Source organism: Gordonia polyisoprenivorans, from assembly GCF_017654315.1.
Taxonomy (GTDB): Bacteria; Actinomycetota; Actinomycetes; order Mycobacteriales; family Mycobacteriaceae; genus Gordonia; species Gordonia polyisoprenivorans_A.
The window spans coordinates 3,472,166-3,488,369 of the sequence record NZ_CP072203.1; the positions used below are offsets into that span (position 1 = coordinate 3,472,166).

Annotated in this window: 13 protein-coding genes; 4 read left to right on the top strand and 9 right to left on the bottom strand. The window is 68.5% G+C overall.

What is annotated here, in order from left to right; all coding sequences use genetic code 11:
• Nucleotide 1 precedes the first annotated feature (1 nt).
• The 3 genes from J6U32_RS15715 to J6U32_RS15725 all read right to left on the bottom strand — a co-directional run bounded on the left by J6U32_RS15715 (nt 2) and on the right by J6U32_RS15725 (nt 3,902).
• Nucleotides 2-1,750 (bottom strand): flavin-containing monooxygenase, encoded by a 1,749-nt coding sequence (locus tag J6U32_RS15715; protein ID WP_208791153.1) that lies wholly within the window; start codon nt 1,748-1,750, stop codon nt 2-4.
• Nucleotides 1,751-1,910: 160 nt separating this feature from the next.
• Nucleotides 1,911-3,062 carry a lycopene cyclase family protein gene (locus tag J6U32_RS15720; protein WP_208791154.1) on the bottom strand — a complete coding sequence of 384 codons (1,152 nt, stop codon included), beginning with the start codon at nt 3,060-3,062 and terminating at the stop codon, nt 1,911-1,913.
• A 51-nt stretch (nt 3,063-3,113) separates the two neighbouring features.
• Nucleotides 3,114-3,902 carry an SDR family oxidoreductase gene (locus tag J6U32_RS15725; protein ID WP_208791155.1) on the bottom strand — a complete coding sequence of 263 codons (789 nt, stop codon included), beginning with the start codon at nt 3,900-3,902 and terminating at the stop codon, nt 3,114-3,116.
• A gap of 142 nt (nt 3,903-4,044) precedes the next feature.
• Here J6U32_RS15725 and J6U32_RS15730 point away from each other — a divergent pair, with 142 nt between their 5' ends.
• Nucleotides 4,045-5,010, top strand: coding sequence for a glycosyltransferase family 2 protein (locus J6U32_RS15730; RefSeq protein WP_244332013.1), 966 nt, complete (start codon nt 4,045-4,047; stop codon nt 5,008-5,010).
• On the top strand, nt 5,001-5,894 hold the full coding sequence (locus tag J6U32_RS15735; protein WP_208791156.1) for a glycosyltransferase family 2 protein: 894 nt from the start codon (nt 5,001-5,003) through the stop codon (nt 5,892-5,894). The genes J6U32_RS15730 and J6U32_RS15735 overlap by 10 nt, the downstream gene beginning before the upstream one ends.
• Here J6U32_RS15735 and J6U32_RS15740 read toward each other — a convergent pair.
• The 5 genes from J6U32_RS15740 to J6U32_RS15760 all read right to left on the bottom strand — a co-directional run bounded on the left by J6U32_RS15740 (nt 5,860) and on the right by J6U32_RS15760 (nt 12,868).
• Complete coding sequence (locus tag J6U32_RS15740; protein WP_208791157.1) at nt 5,860-7,209, bottom strand: lipopolysaccharide biosynthesis protein; 1,350 nt, start codon at nt 7,207-7,209, stop codon at nt 5,860-5,862. The two genes, J6U32_RS15735 and J6U32_RS15740, sit on opposite strands and share 35 nt — an antisense overlap.
• Entirely contained in the window at nt 7,206-8,189 is a 984-nt protein-coding gene (locus tag J6U32_RS15745; protein WP_244332015.1) for a beta-1,6-N-acetylglucosaminyltransferase, read from the bottom strand. Before J6U32_RS15745 ends, J6U32_RS15740 begins: the two co-directional genes overlap by 4 nt.
• Nucleotides 8,186-10,744, bottom strand: coding sequence for an AMP-binding protein (locus J6U32_RS15750; RefSeq protein ID WP_208791158.1), 2,559 nt, complete (start codon nt 10,742-10,744; stop codon nt 8,186-8,188). Before J6U32_RS15750 ends, J6U32_RS15745 begins: the two co-directional genes overlap by 4 nt.
• Nucleotides 10,731-11,891, bottom strand: coding sequence for a 3-dehydroquinate synthase II family protein (locus J6U32_RS15755; protein WP_208796158.1), 1,161 nt, complete (start codon nt 11,889-11,891; stop codon nt 10,731-10,733). Before J6U32_RS15755 ends, J6U32_RS15750 begins: the two co-directional genes overlap by 14 nt.
• A 119-nt stretch (nt 11,892-12,010) precedes the next feature.
• Entirely contained in the window at nt 12,011-12,868 is an 858-nt protein-coding gene (locus J6U32_RS15760; RefSeq protein ID WP_208791159.1) for a 2-amino-3,7-dideoxy-D-threo-hept-6-ulosonate synthase, read from the bottom strand.
• A 182-nt stretch (nt 12,869-13,050) separates the two neighbouring features.
• Here J6U32_RS15760 and J6U32_RS15765 point away from each other — a divergent pair, with 182 nt between their 5' ends.
• Complete coding sequence (locus J6U32_RS15765) at nt 13,051-13,923, top strand: glycosyltransferase family 2 protein (RefSeq protein ID WP_208791160.1); 873 nt, start codon at nt 13,051-13,053, stop codon at nt 13,921-13,923.
• Nucleotides 13,920-15,281: a lipopolysaccharide biosynthesis protein gene (locus J6U32_RS15770; RefSeq protein ID WP_208791161.1), complete on the top strand. Its 1,362-nt coding sequence runs from the start codon at nt 13,920-13,922 to the stop codon at nt 15,279-15,281. Before J6U32_RS15765 ends, J6U32_RS15770 begins: the two co-directional genes overlap by 4 nt.
• Here J6U32_RS15770 and J6U32_RS15775 read toward each other — a convergent pair.
• Nucleotides 15,263-16,156, bottom strand: a complete 894-nt coding sequence (locus J6U32_RS15775; protein WP_208791162.1) for a glycoside hydrolase family 16 protein — start codon at nt 16,154-16,156, stop codon at nt 15,263-15,265. The genes J6U32_RS15770 and J6U32_RS15775 overlap by 19 nt on opposite strands.
• Between the last annotated feature and the right edge of the window lie 48 nt (nt 16,157-16,204).

A 16,204-nucleotide genomic window follows, 5' to 3' on the forward strand; every position in this document is an offset into this window, starting at 1 on the left:
CTCACATCATGTGTTCGGGATGGACGTGGGTGGGCATCAACTGCAGCATCGACATCCGAAACGCCATCTCGCGGCGGTTGTCGACGAGTTCGGAATACAGGTCGGTGAGGGCGGCGTCGCCGAGATTGTGCGGCCCCACCACGCGATAACAGGAAGGGTTGAAGCTGCCGAACCACAACTGGATGAACAGCTTCGGGTTGGTGAGCATCATCCGCATCGGGATCAGGCACCCGATCTCACGCGCGAGCGCGTCGAGGTAGAGCACCTGGGACGGGATCGCTTCGGTGTGCCGAGGGCTCAACGCCGTCCAGTACTCCTCCCACTCCTTCTCACGCCCGATGCGTTCGTCGATGTCGGCGGGCGGGGTGAGTGCGCCGCTGAGCACCCGGGCGAAGTAGCGTGCCTGCATCTCCGCGCACACCGGGATCCCGCCGGAGAACGGACGCACGAAGCCGATGAAGGCCACCGTGCCCTGATGCTCCGGATGCAGGAAGTGCTTGTACAGGTTGCGCACGTTGCCGTCCTTGACCTGGAGGTCGCCGATCGACAACGACTCCTTGGTGAAACCGGTACACAGCACCACCGTGTCGTACTCGGCGGAGGTGCCGTCGCCGAAGGTGATCGTGGTGCCCTCCGAGTGAGAGAGCCCGCGGTCGTTGAGTGTCACCCGGCCGCTCACCAGGTGCGGGATGAAACTGACGTTCTTGCAGAAGATGGTGCGTTGTGCCCAGCTGCCATCGGGATGGGACCGTCGATTCCACGTCCGGATCAGTTCGAAATTCGCGTCGTCGTGCACGGTGCCCACGTCGAGTTTGGGCGGGAACATCGGCTCGCCCATCGGATTCAGTGCGGACTTCGGTCGGCGGCGGGCGGGAACGAGTCGTTCGCTCGCCACCCGGACCGCGCCGAGCGCCGTCGTCACCACCCCGAAGACGACCGAGAACGCGAGGAACACGGCCTTGGCGATCGTGCTCGTTCCCCAGAACGTGTCGAGGACGAACGGCTCGTCGCTCGAGCGGCGCAGCATCTCGTGATGATGAGACCGGACGGTTCCGTGGTCGGTGGTGCGGTCGCCGTTCATGATTCGGGGCAGCAGGTAGTTGTAGGAGCGGATCGACAGCGTCGCCTCGGCGGCGACGTCGCCCACCTCGCGCACGATGTCGGCACCGGACTCGGCGAGCCCGACGATCAGGACGCGCTTGCCGCGGAAACGTTCGTTGTTGCGGTACTCGCTGGAGTGCACGATCTCTCCGGTGAATCCCTCGAGCTCGGCGATGTCGCGATTCGGTGTGGCAAACGGCCCCGAGCACACCGCGACCGCGTCGAACCTCTCGGCACGGACGGCTCCCGCGGCGTCTCCGCCGTCGCGCACATCGACCCGCCACGTCGCGCCGTCACGGGTGACATCGACGACCTCATGACCGGCACGGATGTGCTCGAACAGACTGAAACGCTCGGCGTATCCCTTCAGGTAGTCGAAATATTGCGCGCGCGAATAGAACTCGCGCTCACCACGACTACCGTCGCTGACGTGGGGATGATCGGAGTAGGCCATCAGCTTCATCGAGATGGTCAGCATCAGGTTGTCGTAGGCCTTCATCTGCTCGGCATCCGCACCATCGGCGTCGCGCAGCCAGATTCCGCCGACATACGGGTTCTTCTCGAAACAGACCACCTCATGGCCCTCGTCGAGGAGTTGTTTGATGGTCGTGAGACCGCACGGACCGGCGCCGACCACGCAGACCTTCATGGGATGTCCTTCGAGATGCGAGTCGGGGCACTGCCGCCGACACCCGGCACCGGATTGGTGTTAGGCGAGGCTAACATTAGTTATCGGGCGCCCTCAATCCGCACCCGCAACACGGGACCAAGGTCCCGCGGAATCGGCGACGAGCTCTCCGTGGCGCCGATCAGGCGCGGCCGCGCATCGTTCGTCGGACCAGGGTCGTGCGGGTGGGTTGATCGAGGGCCGCGAACACCCGGCGCATCGCGGCGAGGGTGCCCGTGAGGTCGGTGCGTTCGCTCAGGTAGCTGCGCTGTGACTCGAGCGGCAACGCGAGAAAGGCGTCGAAGAACCGAACCGTCTGCACGGGGTCGAGACCCAGCAGGACGGCGGCCCCGCGCAGGCGCAGACGCCACACCTGCCGTGCTCGCCACGGCCACAACACCTCCGAGGTGTCCTCGTCATCGGCGACCGCCCGTGCCGCGGTATCGGCCCAACGCAGCGCGGTCGCCACACCGTATCCGGTGGTCGGGTTCACGAATCCGCCTGCGGCGCCGAATCTCAGCGGCTCCAGACGCCACGGGGTGGGCGAGGCGATGAGTACCGGGAAGGACACCCGCTCCCGGTGCCGTGCCCCCTCGCCGGTGATGCCGTGGCCGGCCAGGCGGGTGGTGAGGCGGTCGGCGAGTTCGGCGACCGGCAGCGCCGGGCGGCCGATCAGGCAGGTCTCCTCGAGAAGGATCGCGTCGTCGCCGACGGGTACGGCGTAGAGGAACGACGGCGCCGCTCCGCGGGGGCTCCACGGCGGACCTTCTCGCGGCGCTCGCCAGTCCATGAGGACCGCCTCGGCGCCGTCGAGGACCGGCGCCGCCTCGTCGCGGCCGACCACGATGCCGAACGCGGTCTGGCGCGGGGCCGCCCGGGCCGACGGGCCGTCGGCTGCCGCGCCACGACAATCGAACACCGTCGCGCCCCGATGAACCTTGCCGTCGTCGGTGATCACCCGGTCGGCGGCGACGTGGCGCGTTCGTGCCTCGACGACGTCGACACCGTCGAGGTGCAGGCGTCGCTGCAGCCCGACCGTGTCGAAGACGCTGTAACCGCGCGGGATGTGACGCCGGTGGATCGCATGGGCGGCCACCGACGCCGTCCGCGCTGCGATCACCGAGTCGTCGAGCCAGGCCGGTAGCTCGTCGGTCCACGCTGCATACGTTGCCGTCCAGCGTCGTTCGACGCGCGAGTCGATGAGCGTCACCGGTACGCCGTGATGGGCGAGCCGATGGGCCAGCGCCCGACCGGCAGGTCCCGCACCGACGACGATTGCCGTCCGGCCTCTCATCTCAGCCCCCTCACCCCGGCACCCTCACTCCCCGGGCCCGCGCCGCGTCATTCACACAGCACCGGTGGCCAGGAGGCCACCGTCGATCCGCAGGGTCTCGCCGGTGATCCACGACGAGCCGTCGCCGGCCAGGAACGCCGCTGCGGCGGCGATGTCTTCGGTTTCCCCGAGGCGACCGAGCGGGTACCGCGCGATCGCCTTGGCCTCGTTGTCACCGCTGATGAGCACATCGGCGAACTTGGTCCGGACGATGGCGGGGGCGATGGCGTTGACCCGGATCCCGGACGGTCCGAGCTCCCAGGCGAGTTCCTCGGTCAGCCGGATCAATGCGGCCTTGGATGCGCCGTAGGCGGCGATCACGCCGGTCGACCGCAGGCCGGCCACCGACGCCACGTTGATCACCGCGCCGCCGTGCTCGGCCATGCCCGCCCGATAGGCCTCCTGGACGAAGCCCAGCGCGGCAACCACGTTGGTGTCGAACGTCTTTCGGACGGCGTCGAGATCGGCGTCCATCAGCGGTCCCGCGGTCGGTGCGATGCCGGTGTTGTTGACCAGGATGTGGATTCCTCCGTTCGACACGGCCGCCGCGACGGCCTCCGTCCGATGCGCGGGGTCTCCGGTGTTGCCGGGCACCGCGGTGACCCGCGCATCGGCGACGGAGGTGCGAATCTGCCGGGCGGCGTCCTCGAGGGCGTCGGGCTTGCGGCCGGTGATGACGACCGCGGCTCCGCGGCGGGCCAGTTCGGTGGCGATGCCCAGTCCGATTCCCCGGCTGGAGCCGGTGACGAGGGCGGAGCGACCCGTGAGGTCGGGTGCGGGAAATGAAGTGGTGGCGGTCACAGGAGTCACCTTATCGACTTCGGGTCGGCAGCCGTCTGTGTGGCACCGCCGGCACCTGGGAATTTGCTTAGGCTATCCTCATCACGAAGTCTGGGCAAGGTTGGGAGAGGGGCGCATGAGGGTGAGGCCGACCGTCGGCGTCGTGATCCCTGTGTACCGGTGCGCGCCCTATGTTCGCGGCTGCCTCGAATCGGTTCTGGCGCAGACCTTTCCCGTCGACCAGATCGTACTCGTCGATGACCGGGGCGGCGACGACTCGGTTGCGCTGGCCCAGCGGGTACTGGCCGAGCACGAGCGCCCGCATACGCTCATTCGCCAACCCCGCAACGGCGGCCTGGGGCGGGCCCGCAACACCGGCCTGGCACAACTGGACACCGATCTCGTCTGGTTCCTCGACAGCGACGATCAGGCCGACCCCGACTTCGTGGAGCGCCTCGTCGACGCGATCGAGCGGCATGACGCGGCATTCGCCGTCACCCGTACCCGGCGCGTCGACGTCGACGGCAACGTCCTGCAGATCGACGAGGCGCCGCCACCGGCCGAGGTGCTCACCGGAGAGCACTATGCCCGCGAGATCCTCCGCGGCCGCGCGAAGGCGTACGCCTGTACCAAGATGTTCCGCCGCGAGATCCTCGGAACCCACCCGTGGGCACAGGATCAGGCCTACGAAGATGTCGCGACCAGTGTGCGGCTGGCATTGTCGGTGGACCGGGTGGCCACCGTGACCGAGCCGCTGTATCGCTATCTGTATCGGGAGGGCTCGTTGTCGACGGCCCTGAGTCCCTCGACGCTCGACCTCTTCCGCGTCGAAGCCGATGTGCGAGAGCTGATCTGCGGCGCCGACCGCGGGGTGGACTGGGCCCGCGACTTCGTGGGCTTCCGCTACCGCGAGGTGCTGACGTCGGTGGCCCACGTCGCGATGCGGTCGGCGCATCACGGCCGGGCCGAACCGCCGTTGTATCGCACGGCGATCCGTCGGGTCCGCGCCGACATCACCCTGCACGATCTGCCGGCCCTGTGGGCCGGACGCCATCTGCGCGAGGCGAGGTTCGCGGTGCTGATGAAGTTCGTGCCCGGCTTCTACTCGGCGGTGTTGCGATGGCGCTGACCGGGCGGGCGGACCCGCCGCTGGTGACGGTTCTGATGCCGGTGTACAACGCCGCCGACCACATCGAGGTGGCCGCGCGGTCGATTCTCGAGCAGTGCGTCGACGATCTGGAACTCCTGGTGATCGACGACGGCTCCACCGACGGCAGCGCCGAGGTGTTGCGCGCACTCGACGAACCACGCATACGTGTGGTGGGACAACCGAATTCGGGACTCGTGGCCGCCTTGAACCGTGGTCTCGACGAGGCCCGCGGCAGGTATCTGGCGCGTATGGATGCCGATGACATCTCGGCCCCCGGTCGGTTGCGTTCGCAACTACGGTGGTTCCGCCGGCATCCCGACGGGATCGCCTGCGGCACCGACTACGAGATGTTCGGATCGATGACCGGCCGCGTGCGGATGCCGCGCTCGGACAGGGCGTGCCGTCAGCGGCTGCTGCTGGCCGGAAGTCTGTGCGGCGCTTCGGTGATGATGCGCCGTGACGTCGTGACGGAGGCCGCTCTGCGGTTCGATCCGCAGTTCACCCACGCCGAGGATTACGAGTTCTACGCACGGCTCTCGGCGTTCGGACGGATCGGCAACGTCGCGTCGGTGGGCTATCGGTACCGAATTCATCCGTCACAGGTGAGCAACCGGCACAGTGCCGAGCAGCGGGAGGCGCACCTGGCGATCGCGGCGGCGCACGCGCACCGCACCGGTGTGCGTGCCCTGCCGGATCACGTCGTCGGCGACCTGCTGTGGCCCGAGGGCGCCGGGGTGCTGCGGACCGCGGTGATCACCTCGGCGGCCGCAGCGCGGGCATTCCGGCGGAAACCGGGTGTCCAGACGGCCCGTTTCTGTTCGCGTCGCGTCATCGAGGCGACGCTGGCTGCCCGACGTCGGTGACAACGGCGCCGAAGCCGCCGGGCGTCGCGACCCGCGGATCGTCCTCGCCGTCGGTGCGAGAAGTGTCCGACGGTGCGTCGTGCAGCATCGTGCGCACCCCGACGATCAGCGGCCGGGCCACCACCGCGAGGGTGATCACCGCCGCGAGCAGCGAGGCCACCGCGACGCCGAGTAGCCCGAGCGGATCGAGCAGCACCCACGCACCCCCGACGGTGGTGATCACCATGATCACCTGCGCGGTGACCATCCACCGCATCCGTCGTTGGAGCTGGGCGATCAAGAAGTAGGTCACCACAACGGTTTCCACGATCGATTCGACGGCCATGACGACCATCAGCGGCCCCGCCGCGTGGAAGTAGTCGCGGCCGGCGAGCAGCAGCACGACCGGCCCCCCGACCGCCAGTCCCGCCGCCACCACCCCGGTGACCAGTCCGAGCATCCGGCCCAGTCGCCGTAGCAGGGCCGGGCGGTCGGCGCCGGGAGCGGAGGCCTCGACGATGAACGCCGAACCGATCGACGCGCGCAGCATGCCGGCCGCCGAGCACATCGTCCACGCCAGGTTGAAATAGGCGTTCTGGGTGGTGTCGGTCTTGGCGACGACAACCAGCGGCAACGCCAGCGGTGTCACCGACGACACCAGCATCAGGAAGAAGAACGCTCCCTGGAACGACAACAACTCGCGCCCCGCCGGTAGATCCGGGCGTTGGCCGCGGCGAGCGATCGCGGTACGGCAGGCACCGAACACGAAGACGGCGGTGACCACGGCCGCCAGTAGCGCCCAGGATCCGGAGATGACCAGTGCCGAGGGCACACCGGCCAGAACGATGATGGGGACGATCTTGATCGCCGAGAGCGTGATGTTCTTGACCGCCACGGCCGGAGCGCGCCGCAGGCCGGTGAGGATGGGGTCGGTCAACGCGTAGAGCGCGAACACGACGACCATCGCCACGAAGGCGATTCGTTCACCGGTGCTGTGCAGGATTCGGTCTCCGAGTCCGACGACGACGAATCCGATGGCGAGGACGATACCGGTGGCCGCGGTCAGCAGATACCCGCCGACGATGTAGCGCAGGGCGGCGCCGCCCGCGACCGGCAGGAACCGTTGGAATGCACCGCCGAGGGACAGACAGGCCAGTGAGGACAGCACGGTCGCCGAGCTGATCACGGCGGAGGCCCGACCGACCTCGGCGGTGGGGAAGTGGTGCTCGGCGACGATCCAGTACACCAGCCCCAGCAACCCGGTACCCACCGAGCTGGCCATCAGGGCAGAAGCGTTGATCGTCAACCGATCCCGGGTGGCGAACCGGCCGATCACGTGCGCACCCGAGCGGGCCGGGCGGTGTCTGTCGGGTCGTTGTCTAACGGGTCGCTGTCTGACGGGTCGCTGTCTGACGGGCCGGGCAGCGGCCCGGTGCGCCACGTCCAGCCCGAGGGCACCTTGCGGGCGAACAGGGCCGGGCCGTCCAGAGCGCGTCGCAGCGCCTCGACATCGAGATCCGGTGGCGAGACGCCGGCGGGATCGGTCCAGTCGATGTAGTGCTGCCCGTGGATGGTCACGTCGCTGTGTACGCAGTCGGACTCGGGATGCCGATAATTGTCGTGGACGCACTCGGCGTAGTTCTGCCCGATGGCCGATGCGCGAGCCGATCCCATGAGGATCGAGTGGAACACGATCTCGTCGGGGCACGAGGCGAACCGCAGATCCCGCAACCAGCCCGGGTCGTCGGCAAGGGTGCGGGCGATGATCCCGATCGCCTCGTCGGTGAGCGACCACCAGTTGGACCCGCGGTAGAGGCGCCGTTCGACCGGTGGGCGGGGAATGCGACCGGACAGCCGGCGCAGGCCCGGATGGTCGGGAAAGTGATAACGGTCGACGGTCGCGCGGTGCGGTACGGAATCCAGTGCGCAGTCGACGCGCAGGAATTCGACGTCCCCGGACCACGCGTCGATCAGCTGGGGCAGCGGCCGAAGCAGCAGGTCGGTCCCCGACAGCAACGAATGACGATGGTAGACACGGCCGGTCGCCATGGACGAAGCGAGCAGCCGTAGGCCGGCGGACACCAGGCTGATGCCACCCCAGCGCACCCGAATGCGGTCGCGGTCGGCGACGAAGCGCACCGGATGCACCGCCTCGGGCAGTGCCGCACCTACCGCCTCGTGGAACGGACGACTGTCGACGGCGCGGTCGATGTGGGCGTAGACGTCGATCTGCGGATGGTGCAGCGAGGCCACCAGATCGGCGAACAACGCGGGTTTGTCGTGCGCGACGATGTACACCGCGAACCGGGGAGTCATACGTGCGCCCCGGCAAGGGCATCGGCGACGATTCCCGCGGTCACATCGACGTGCGGCGCGCGCAGGATGCCGTTGTGGTCACCGCTGATGCGGTGCACGCCATGGTGTTCCGGCGCGATTACCTCCCACCACTCACCGGGGTCCGGGTTGTCCTCGGCGAGGACGATCGTGGCCGGGCCCGACCAGGGGTGTAACCGATGCAGCAACGCCGAACGTCGCCCGAGTTCGTGGAAGAGTGACCACTGGGCATCGGCGGGCCGCGGCCACCATCCGGCGGTCAGCAACGCCGCCCGGGTACGCCACAGATCCCACGTCGAACGGTGCTCTGCAGCAACCTGTTCGGTATCGACGACATCGGATCCGGTTGCGGCGTGGGTGGTGTCGGCGGTGGAGGCGGGCAGGTGAACCGGCAGACGACGTTGTAGCGGGCCGGTGAGCACCGTGTCGAGACACACGATGTGCTCGACGACCTCACCGTCGGCGATGAGGATGCGCGCGACCTCCATGGCGATCACCCCGCCCAGTGAGTGCCCGACGAATCGGTAGGGACCGTGGGGACAGAGCCGGCGCACCTGGCGGGCGAAGCGTCGCGCGGCCCGCCGGATCGTCGGATCGGGAACACCACGGTTCTCCAGACCGTGTGCGTGCAGACCGATGAGGCGATGCCCGGTCAGGCGCCGCGCCAACGGAGCGAAGGCCAGTGCCGACTCGCCGGCCCCGGCGAAGGCGAACACGATCGGGGAGTGTGCGGGCATTCCATCGGGATCATTCGTTGCGCCGGGCTCGTGCGTTCCGGGCAGATGGACCACCACGCCGTCGGCGCTCACGGGTGCGGCTGCATCGATGCGCGCGGCAAGGTCTCGCACCGTCGGGTCGGTGATCGGTGCGGACGGGGGCAGGCTCACCCCGAAGGTCTCCTCGACCCGCTGCAGCAGGGTCACCGCGGTCAGTGAATCGCCACCGAGCGCGACGAAGTCGTCGCCCGTCCCGATCCCGCCCGCCCCGATCCCCCCTGCCCCGATCCCGAGCAGGTCGGCATAGATCGCTGCCAGGAGCTTTTCGGTACCGGTGGCCGGTGGCGTGTACGCGGGGCGCCACCGGGGGGCGGGCAGCGCGGTGCGGTCGACCTTGCCGCGCTCGGTGCGGGGCAGTTCGGGTAGCAGGACGATGTGGGCCGGGACCATCCACGACGGCACGGCCCGGCCGATGGCGGTGCGGACCGTTGCGACAGCCGGGGCACGGGCGGCCCGCGGCGGTGCCACGTAGGCGACGAGTTCGGTTCGGCCGTCCGACTTGTGGGCGATGACCACGGCGTCGCCCACGCCGTCGGCGGCGCGGGCCGCAGCGGTCACCTCGCCGATGTCGACGCGGTAGCCGCGGATCTTCACCGTGTCGTCACTGCGACCGAGCAACGTGAGCCGGTCACCGTCGACCCGCCCCACGTCGCCGGTCCGGTGACTGCGTACCGGCACTGCGGCGGGCTGCTGCCCGCCACCGGTGTCGTGCGTCGCGAAGTCGACAAGCTCACCGCCGCAGAGATATCCGCGTGCGAGATGGGGCGAGTGCACCTCGATGGCGCCGACAGCCCCGTCCGGGAGCGGCGTGCCGTCCTCGTCGAGAACGCGTATGTGTTTGCCCGCCGCGATGCGGCCCGCGGGCAGTGTCCCGGTCGGCAGTTCCCGGTCGGGTGCGAACGAGTTGAAGGCGAGGTTGCCGGTCTCTGAGGAGCCGGATCGGTTCACGAAGGTGACCTCGGGCGTCAGTGCGCGCAACCGGTTGACCTCGGCCGCATCGAGCGCCTCACCACAGGTGGCCACCAGGTCGATACCGCGCAGAGCCTCGCCGGCGCCGTCGGTGTCGAGGATCGCGCGCAACAACGCGGGCGACAGGTGCAGCGATTGTGCCCGGCCACGGCGCAGAGAGGCCACCAGATCACCCACGCCGTCGATTCGCGGATCGAGGGTCCACAGCAGCGCCCCGGCGAGCAGAGTGGTGACGGTGATGTCGATTCCACCACCGAAGGCGGCTGGAAGTGCCTGTGCGACAATCGCTCCCGGACCGATGCCCAGTTCGTGGGCGAGTTCGGTCGCCTGATGCAGCCACAGCTCGTCGCCCTGCCGGACGGCCTTCGGGGTGCCGGTGGAACCGGAGGTGAAGGCGAGCACCGCGCAGTCCACCCGGGGATGGCCGGGCACGAGGTCGGCTGTGGACATGGTGTCGGTCCCGGAGTCGGCGCTCCAGAGCAGTGCTCCGGTGTCGGCGAGGATGGTCGACACCCGTGACCGCGGGGAGGCGGCATCGACGGGAATCAACGGATGCGGGGAGAAGAGCACGGCGAGCATCGGCAGGAAGGTCGGCGCCGTACCGTCGACGACGACCGCGACCGGCCGGTCGGGATCGGTACAGACCTCGGCGAGAGTTGCCCGGAGGCGGCTCAGCTCGCCGTCGAGCTCGCGATAATCCCAGCACCGGTCGCCGATGCGCAGCGCGGATCGGTCGGCGTGGGCGGCGACGGCCGCGGCGAACCGATCGGCAAGGCGCTCAGCGTTCTTCACAGAACTCGGTGATGGGCAGCCCGACGTGGCGCGCTTCGGTGGGGACGTAACCCAGCAGCACGTCGCCGGGGGTGAGTTCGGTGACGTTGTTGACGCCGCCGCCGGGGCCGAGCAGGCGCACGTGCCAGTCGTCCTGGGCGATGACGTTGATCGTCTTGCCGTCCGGGCTCGTCGCCGTGATCGAGATCAGTGGGCGACGTTCGATCTTCACTCGCCCGATCCGCACCTCGCGGGCCGAACCGTCCGAACGCACCGCGAGGATCGGCTGACCCGCCCGCAGTTCGCTGACGTATCGGGTCCGGTTGTCGGGGGTCAGGACATAAGAGTGCACGGCGCCCGCATTCCATCGGAACGGTCGCGTCGGCATATAGGGGAGCGGATGGGTTTCACTGCAGGACAGAAACATTCCGCTGGCGAACGAACCGATGAGACAGCCCTCGTCCAGTTCGAGCAGTGAACACGTGTCGATACACGCGCGTTCGCCCATGCCGATGTGTTCGACACCGGTGATCGTCAGGTGGGACAACTCGACGCGGTCGGCCGTCGGCGACAGAATCGCCGCAAGAGCGAGGACGTCGTCGGCGTGCCGGGGTGCGAGGAGCAGCCCGTCGGAGCCGTGCTCGAGAACGAGTTTCACGATCTCGGCGTCGGTGATGTCGTTGACCACGGTCACCGTCTTGCCGCCGGAGTTCTCGGCGGCGGCGATCACGATCTCGAGCGGGATCTTGGTGGGATCGGTGAAGGTCAGGACGGTCCACGGGGTGACGCGCACCGCGTCACACGCCTGCGCCAGGGTGGGGGCATCGGAGACGGTGATGTGCACGCCGCTCGGGATGCCGGTGGGGTCGGCGGGATCGAGCGCCGCGGAGTCGATGAGGACGAGGTCGGCCTCCGATGCGGATTCGCCGTTGGCGGCGAACAGGATTCGGCGCACGGTCGGCGGTAGGTCGCTCAGCACCTGCGGGTCGTCGGTGACGATTCCGTCGAGCCCCTGGTTGAGGGCGGCGGCGATGACCGCGTCGCGCACCGTCGAGTTCAGTCCCCGGACGTCGATCCAGCCGAAATGCGTGGTGGCACGCGCAGCGCCGGTGGCGGCGGCGGGCACGATCTGGTCGGTGACGACGACGTCGCCGGTGGCGGTGGACATGTCGGTGGTGGACACGGATGGATTCCTGTTCTGCTGACGGGGATGACGCGCGACCTGCGCGCGTCGGGCTGGGTGTGGACGTTGTCGGACCGGGCTGACTCGAACCTGTCCAACTCGGCTCAGGCCGATTCGAGTGCGGTGACGTCGGCGGCCGCTCCGGCGCGCGCCATCGCCGTGGTCGCCGCACGGCGGTGCACCAGATCGGCCAGGCTGCTGGCGACCCGGAACGGGTCGGCGGCGTCGAAGATGTTGCGGCCGAAGCTCAGTCCGGCGACTCCACTGGTGAGCACCTCCGCGCCGAATTCGATGGCCTCGTCGTCGGTGCGGCCGGGCCCGCCGGCGACGTAGATCGGCGCCGGGGTGGAGTCGACGACGGCCCGCATGACCTCTGCGGAGCCGGCGTAGTCGAGTTTGACCATGTCGGCACCGAGATCGGTGGCGATCGCCGCGAGATGGGCCAGTGTCGTGCCCGTCGGCTGGGCCGGGAGGGCCGGACCCCGTGCGTACATCATGGCCAGCAGTGGCACCCCGAGTGCGTCGCACTCTCGGGAGATGGCAGCGAAGTCCTGCAGTTGCCGTGCCTCGGTCGCGGAGCCGACGTTGACATGCACGCTCACCGCGTCCGCGCCGATCCGCAACGCGGCGTCGACACCCCCGACGAGAACCTTCGCGTCCTGATCGGGACCGAGAGAAGTGCTCGCCGACAGGTGCACGATCAACCCCATGGTGGCGAATGCCGCCGAGGTGACCTGTTGGGCGCGACCTCGGTGGAGCACCACGGCATCACAGCCGGAATCGGCGAGCAGCCGGACCATGCGTTCGGTGTGGTGCGTGGGGCCCAGCGGACCGACGGTGACCGAATGGTCCATCGGCACGATCTGGGACCGCATGGTCACCGGGTCGGCGATGCGGGAGAGCCGAATAGCCTTGCCGCCCGTGGGATGTGGACGGCGATATCCGTCCGGAAAGGTGTTCATCGGGTCTCCTGGCAGGCCTGGGTGGATCGATTACTTAGGCTAGGCTAGCCTGTGCGTTGATCGCAATTCGCCGCAGAAGGTGTGAAGTGCGGCACTCAGGCGAACCGGGCTTTGGTTAGGCTAACCTTTAGTCTACGCTAAGCCTAACTTCAGGTAGTTCGAACCGCAACGAGTGGGGACCCATGCAGGACAGCGCACGACCGGGAATCATTGGGCACGGTGACATTTCGCCCATCGGGCATGGTGACATCTCGCCCATCTCCGACGCGGCGGGCTCCCGTCCGAGCGTCTCGGTGATCATCCCGGCGATGAACGAGGCCAAGAACTTGCCCTATGTGGCCTTCCGGATGCCCGAGGGCATCGATCAGATCGTCTTCGTCGACGGCAACTCGGCCGACGACACCGTGGCCGTGGCCCGAAAGCTGTGGCCCGAAGCCACTTTCGTGACCCAGACCCGCTCGGGCAAGGGCAATGCACTCGCATGCGGGATCGAGGCCTGCACCGGCGACATCATCGTGACGATCGATGCCGACGGCTCCACCGATCCGGCGGAGATCCCGCTGTTCGTGCAGGCGCTCGTCGAGGGCGCCGACCTGGCCAAGGGCAGTCGATTCGTCGGCGCGGGCGGCAGCACCGACATCACCGCACTGCGCCGGGTCGGCAACAAGGCCCTCAACACCATCGTCAACGTCTACTTCCATACGAAGTTCACCGATCTCTGCTACGGCTACAACGCCTTCTGGGCGCGTCACGCCGAGCAGATCGAATTGCCGCCCACCGGATATCGTCGGGCGCAGTGGGGTGACGGGTTCGAGATCGAGACCGTCATCAACGTTCGATTGGCGACCGCAGGTCTGCGGATCACCGAGGTCGGGAGTTTCGAGGGGCCACGACTGCACGGGCGCAGCAATCTCAACGCCTACAGCGATGGCATGCGCGTGCTGCGCACCATCAACCAGGAATTCAAGCACTGGCGTTCGCACCGGTCGGCGACGCGTCACGGAGTGCGCGCGGGTGCGGCGATCGAACTCGCATCCGACGAACTCGCGGGGTGATCGCCGCTCGCGCCGATCTGTCCGACGGGCCTGCGCCGACCGGTCAGACGATCGCGAGAAGCTCGGCAGCGCTGGTGGTCTCGGGTCTGGGAACCGCGGTTCTCGGGTTGGTTTACTGGGTCCTCGCCGGGCGCATGTATCCGGCGTCGGAGGTCGGAGCCGCTGCTGCGGTGATCACCACCGCCACCATGCTCTCGGCGTTCGGCAATCTGGGAATCGGCGCCTATCTCGAACGGTTTCTGCCGATTGCCGGTGAACGCAGCCTGACACTTCCGAGCCGAGGCCTGCTGATCGGCGCGAGCTGCGGCGCTCTGCTCGGGTGCGGTTTCCTGATCGTCGGCCCGACGTCGGAGATGTTCGACGGCGCCGCGCAGATGTGGATGTTCCCGATCGTGGTGGTGGTCCTGTCGTCGTTCGCGATGCTCGACCACGTGAGCATCGCGATGGGACGCGCCGACTGGTCGGCCCAGAAGAACATCGTGCACGCGGTCGCGAAACTCGCCGCTGCGGCCGCGCTCGCCCTGTCGGCCGACCGGCTCGGACTCATCGGCAGTTGGGTGGTGACGGCGGCTGTCGCGGCCGCTCTGCTGTGGTGGGTCGCCCGCCGCGAACTCCGTCTGCGTGCCGCCGATGTCGCGTTCACGCCGACCGCCTTGCCCCCGTGGCAGACCCAACGACGCTTTCTCGCCGGCAATTACGGCGTCTATGTGGCCGGCGCGATCACCCCGCTGATCCTGCCGCCGGTGGTGATCGCGCGGGTCGGGGCCGATCAGAATGCGTACTTCTCGATCGTGTGGTCTCTGGTGAGCGCGGTGCTGGTGCTGTTGACCATGCTGCTGGGACCGTATGTGGCGGCGATGAGTGCCGACGATGCCGCACGGCCCGCGAATTCCCCGGTGTCGCCGAATGTCCCAGCGACACCGAATGCCCCAGCGCTGCCGAATGCCCAAGTGGCCCTGCGTCGTACGCGGCAGTTCGTGGCCATTCTCGTCGGCGGGGCGACGATGGCCGCGCTGGTCCTGATCGTGATCGGCCCGGTGTTCCTGCGGCTGGCCGGACTGGACTACGCCGCACACGGCACCGTCCTGCTGCGGCTCGGTGCCACCGCACTCCCGCTCGCGGCGGTGGGCCTGGCCTACGTCGGCATCTGCCGTGTGCGGTGCCGGCTCGGTCCGGCGTTGGCGGTTCAGGTGATCAGTGCCGTGACGATGCTGTCGTTGACCGCCGCGTGGATCGGCGATCACGGGCTGATCGCCGCGGGGTGGGCGATGATCATCGCCGAGGGCACCGCCGCCCTACTCGTCGCGGTGCCGCTCACACGCGCGGTGACGGGGCGCGCTCAGCTCGCTCCGAGCTGAGCGGCTCCCGGTGTCGGCGTGAGATATCCGGCACTGGTGAACGCGGCGACGTCGTCGATGGGCGAATACACCGCCACCCAGTCGATCTCGACCTCACCATGCGTCGGACGGGGCTCGTCGGGCGAGCATGGTGCCATACCCCAGTCGGCGCGACGTTCACATGCGCCGGCCTCGACCTGCATGCCGAGCCACATCGGCACTGTCGGCACCATCACCGGATCACGGACCTCCGCCCACACCCGGCCGTCGAGCAGGTACCGGATCAGCCCGGGCAGCCACTCGACGCCGACGGTGTGCCAGTCGCCGAAGTCGCCGCTCACCTCGGCATGGGCCTTCTTGTTGTCCCCGTCCCCGTTTCGGGCGTCGACCCAGTGGACGAACGCCGACATCTGATCGCGTCGGGAGGCGATGGATTCGGCGAAGTCGATCTCGGGCGGCCATTGTTCGTCCTTGGGCCACAACAGCATGTGATAGGAGAGATCGGCGCTGTCGGTGGCCCGCATCCGCACCTCCCACCGCCCGTAGGTCTGGGTGACCGGATAGTTGGAAACGCCGCCGGTCGTCCACCCCGTCGCGGTCTTCTCGCCGGACAGTCGCAGAACGCCGTCGTGCACACGCACCATCGACGCATCCCACCGGCCGACGGGATTCCCGCCCGGCGACCCGGAATAGGTACCCCAGCGGTCGCCGAGGTCACATCGGTCGAAGGTGTCGACGAACACGCGCTTCCACAATCGGCTGTCCTGGGCGGCCGGTGCGGTGCCCGCGCCGTCGACCCCGGCGCCGACACAGTTGCTCGTCTGCGCGGCGTTGTGCATCGGATCGCCCGATGCCGGTGCGCACGCGGCGACGCCGGCGATCAGCGTGGCGCCCAACGCAATCGGCAGCAGCCGCGGGCGTGGTGAACCTGGTCGTTTCCGCCG

Coding starts and splice junctions, on each gene's coding strand:
- J6U32_RS15715 (WP_208791153.1), bottom strand. CDS start 1,750: ATGAAGGTCTGCGTGGTCGGCGCCGGTCCGTGCGGTCTCACGACCATC.
- J6U32_RS15720 (WP_208791154.1), bottom strand. CDS start 3,062: ATGAGAGGCCGGACGGCAATCGTCGTCGGTGCGGGACCTGCCGGTCGG.
- J6U32_RS15735 (WP_208791156.1), top strand. CDS start 5,001: ATGGCGCTGACCGGGCGGGCGGACCCGCCGCTGGTGACGGTTCTGATG.
- J6U32_RS15745 (WP_244332015.1), bottom strand. CDS start 8,189: ATGACTCCCCGGTTCGCGGTGTACATCGTCGCGCACGACAAACCCGCG.
- J6U32_RS15755 (WP_208796158.1), bottom strand. CDS start 11,891: ATGTCCACCGCCACCGGCGACGTCGTCGTCACCGACCAGATCGTGCCC.
- J6U32_RS15760 (WP_208791159.1), bottom strand. CDS start 12,868: ATGAACACCTTTCCGGACGGATATCGCCGTCCACATCCCACGGGCGGC.
- J6U32_RS15765 (WP_208791160.1), top strand. CDS start 13,051: ATGCAGGACAGCGCACGACCGGGAATCATTGGGCACGGTGACATTTCG.